The sequence below is a fragment of the uncultured Nevskia sp. genome (assembly GCF_903885465.1).
Lineage (GTDB): Bacteria > Pseudomonadota > Gammaproteobacteria > Nevskiales > Nevskiaceae > Nevskia.
This window is the reverse complement of sequence record NZ_CAISIQ010000031.1, coordinates 1-3,251: the sequence shown is the minus strand read 5'-3', so window position 1 is coordinate 3,251 and position 3,251 is coordinate 1. Positions and strand designations below refer to the sequence as shown.

Annotated in this window: 1 protein-coding gene and 1 pseudogene; both read right to left on the bottom strand. The window is 61.1% G+C overall.

The annotated features are described in order from the left end of the window. The coding region (locus QZY06_RS01085) for a type I restriction endonuclease subunit R (RefSeq protein ID WP_295679077.1) at nucleotides 1-2,793 on the bottom strand (2,793 nt) is incomplete at its 3' end. Continuing rightward, nucleotides 2,790-3,251: pseudogene (locus tag QZY06_RS01080) on the bottom strand (restriction endonuclease subunit S); the annotation flags it as partial. The pseudogene QZY06_RS01080 and the gene QZY06_RS01085, both read right to left, overlap by 4 nt.

The window sequence follows — 3,251 nt, the reverse complement described above, 5'->3', positions numbered from 1 at the left end:
GCCGGCGTTATAGGCGTCAATGAGCTGCTGGAACTTCTCCGCAAGGTCAACACGCGAGCCGTTCAACTTCAGCATCTGCGCCAGCTTCTCCTCGATCAGCCGCCTGAGCTTCTCAGCCTCCGTGCGCTTGCGGCTCCCCGCGAACTTCGCTTGCAGCGCCTCGAAGTCGATCTCGGAAAGATTGATGAGCGCCTCGGTGCGGCTCGCAGGGCCGATGTGGTAGCCCTCGGTCGCGATGGAATCGTTTAGCAACGCCTCCACGTCATCCATCACCGCAGAGATGTCCGGCTGTTCCGACTGCGCCTTGAGCTTCGCCGCAAGGTAGGCCACAAGCACGGCCAGCGGTGCCAGCTCGTTAGCCATCGGGTCCGGCAGGATCGCCTTGAACAGCCGCGACACACGCGAAGCGATCTGCAGATAGTTCTTCTTGTCCGCATCGGTAACGAGGATGGCCTCCACGGCTTCATCAATGCGTCCGATACGCTCGAAGCCTTGCGCCTTGGCGATGGCTTCCAGGCTGAACCCATGCGCCGTGGCGAATCCGCGGGCGTGCCCCAGGGCCGTCTGTAGGGCACCCACGAGCGCGGATTTATCGAGGATGGGCTCGCCCCCGGTGGAACCCTCGCCGGGCTTGGCATAGATCGCCAGCGCGTTCTGGAGTGCCCGGAAGATGCCGACGTAATCCACGATCAGGCCGGACTCCTTACCCGGCGCCACGCGGTTGGCGCGAGCGATGGTCTGCATCAGCGTATGCGCCCGCATGGGCTTATCAAGATAGATCGTCGAACAGGTCGGCACGTCGAAGCCGGTGATCCACATGGCGCAGACGAACACCAGCCGCAGCTCGTTGGTCTCGTCCTTGAACTTCTCGTCCAAGTGCTCCTTCACCATCCGCTCGCGATGCGGCTTGATGTCCAGACCCTTCTTCTTCAGGTCTTCGACTTCGTTCTGGCCCTGAGAAACGATCACGGCCATGTCCGTGGTTTGCATCAGGCGGATACGGGCAATCAGCGCCTCGCGGGCATCGCCGTGCGCCTGCAACAGCTCGGCCTGAAGTCTCGCGATCTCGGCTTTCCAGTGCGCTTGTACCTTGTCGTACATCCGCACGGCTGTGGCTTTGTCGATGCAGACCATCATCGCTTTGCCGCGATAGCCACGGCCGGTGAAGTGCGCCACCACATCCTCGGCGATGACTTTAAGTCGGTCCTCGCGGGTGATGATGTGGTACTCGCGGCCGAACTCCCGCTCCAGCTTCTTCTCTTGTTCCTCGTCCAGCTCGGCCGCTTCCAGCAACTCCTCCAGGTCTTTATCCAGGTCATCGTTGATGAGCTGTACCTCGGGAATACGGTTCTCGTAGTAGAGCGGCACTGTGGCGCCGTCCTCGATGGACCGTGCGAAGTCATACACGCTCACGTAATCGCCGAACACCTCGCGGGTGCGCTGGTCGTCGCCCTTGATGAGCGGCGTCCCTGTGAAGCCCAGGAAGCCCGCATTGGGCAGGGCGTTGCGCATGTTCAGCGCGAAGATGTCGTACTGGCTGCGGTGCGCCTCGTCAGTGATGACGATCACGTCCGAACGGTCCGACAGCATCGGGTACGGCACGCCCGGATCGCTCCGGAACTTCTGGATCAGCGAGAAGATGTAACGCTCATTGCCGCGCAGCAGCTCCTTCAGGTTCTCGCCGCTGGTCGCCCGCACGTCTTCACGGGAGGTGGCGCCGGTGGCCTTGAAGGTCTTGCTGATTTGATCGTCTAGTTCCTCGCGGTCGGTGACGATCAAGAACGTGGCGCTGCCCAGCACGCGGCGCAGCACCTTCTGTGTGAAGAACACCATCGACAGGCTCTTGCCCGAGCCCTGCGTGTGCCAGAACACGCCCAGGCGCTTGCGGGCTGATTCGTCGGACTCGCGCAGCTCCACCAGCCGGGCAATGGCCTTGTTCACACCGAGGAACTGGTGGTTCTTGGCCGTCTTCTTCACCAACCCGCCCTTGCCCTCCTCGAAGACCGTGAAGTTCTCGATGTAATCCAGCAACCGCACCGGCTCCAGCAGGCCGCGCAAGGCACGCTCCAGGGAAACCTTGCCGGCCTCGGCCTCATCATTCACACGCTTCCAGTCGAAGAAGTGCTCCCAGGCGCTGGTCAGCGTACCCACCCGCGTATCCGAGCCATTGGACAGCAGGATGAAAGCGTTGGGATGGAACAGCTGCGGGATGGACTGGCCTCGATAGTCCCGCAGGTTGTCCTTGTAGGCGCTATGCAGATGCACCGAAGGCTTCTTCAGCTCGATGAACACCAGCGGCAGACCATTGACGAAGCCCAGCAGGTCACAGCGGCGGCGGTACATATCGCCCGCCACCCACATCTGCGAGGTCAGGAAGAAGTCGTTGTTGCCCGGCGCAGTCCAGTCGATCACGCGCAGGGTTTCGGTGGTCTGCCCGCCATGCTCATCCGGCACGGTCACCTTCACGCCGTCTTTCAGCAGCCTGTAGAAGTCTCGGTTGGCATTGACGGCAATCTGCTTGGAGCGGTCCTGCGCCAGTTGCTCGATGGCCTGCGTGTAAGCATCCACAGGCAAGCCGGGATTCAGCCTTTCCAGCGCAACCCGCAGGCGGCGCGTGAGGATGACCTGATGCTCGCTCTCGCGTCCTTCGGTGCCCTGGTCGCCGTAGGTTTCGGTGTAGAGATTGGCGTGCGTCCAGCCCAGCGTCTCAAGGAGTGCAATCGCTGGCTGTTCGACGAGCATCAGCTCGCCGTACCCCGCGGCCACTTCCTTGATGCCGAGCTTCGGGCTCATGCGGCGATGGCTTCCGGTTCTGGCGGTGCGGAAACATCCAACTCACCGGAGATTAGCTTGGGCAGGAGGAGGTCGCGGGTGGCGCGGAGGTTGATGTTTTTCTGCGCCAAGGTCCTTGCGAGACCCAATAATGATTCACACATCTTCTCGAACTCGATAAGCAACCCCGTGATAGGGACGAGGATCGGCAGTGCATATGCCTGATTCCGGTTCAAGCCCGGAACTGCTGCATCGTTGTTGAGGAAGTTCTGACGTTGCAGGTTGAAGAATACGAAGTGCAGCGGCAGCTTCGTCTTGACGTAAAAGACAGTGTCGATTGCATAAAACGGCACTTGCGACCAATGAACACTTCCAACATTACCCTTACGGCCAACGATGATTCCGGGACCGGCGGCCAGACTTTCCGCGTGCTGACCAACGACACCACTTGATCCGTACACGGGCACATTGCCCGGCTT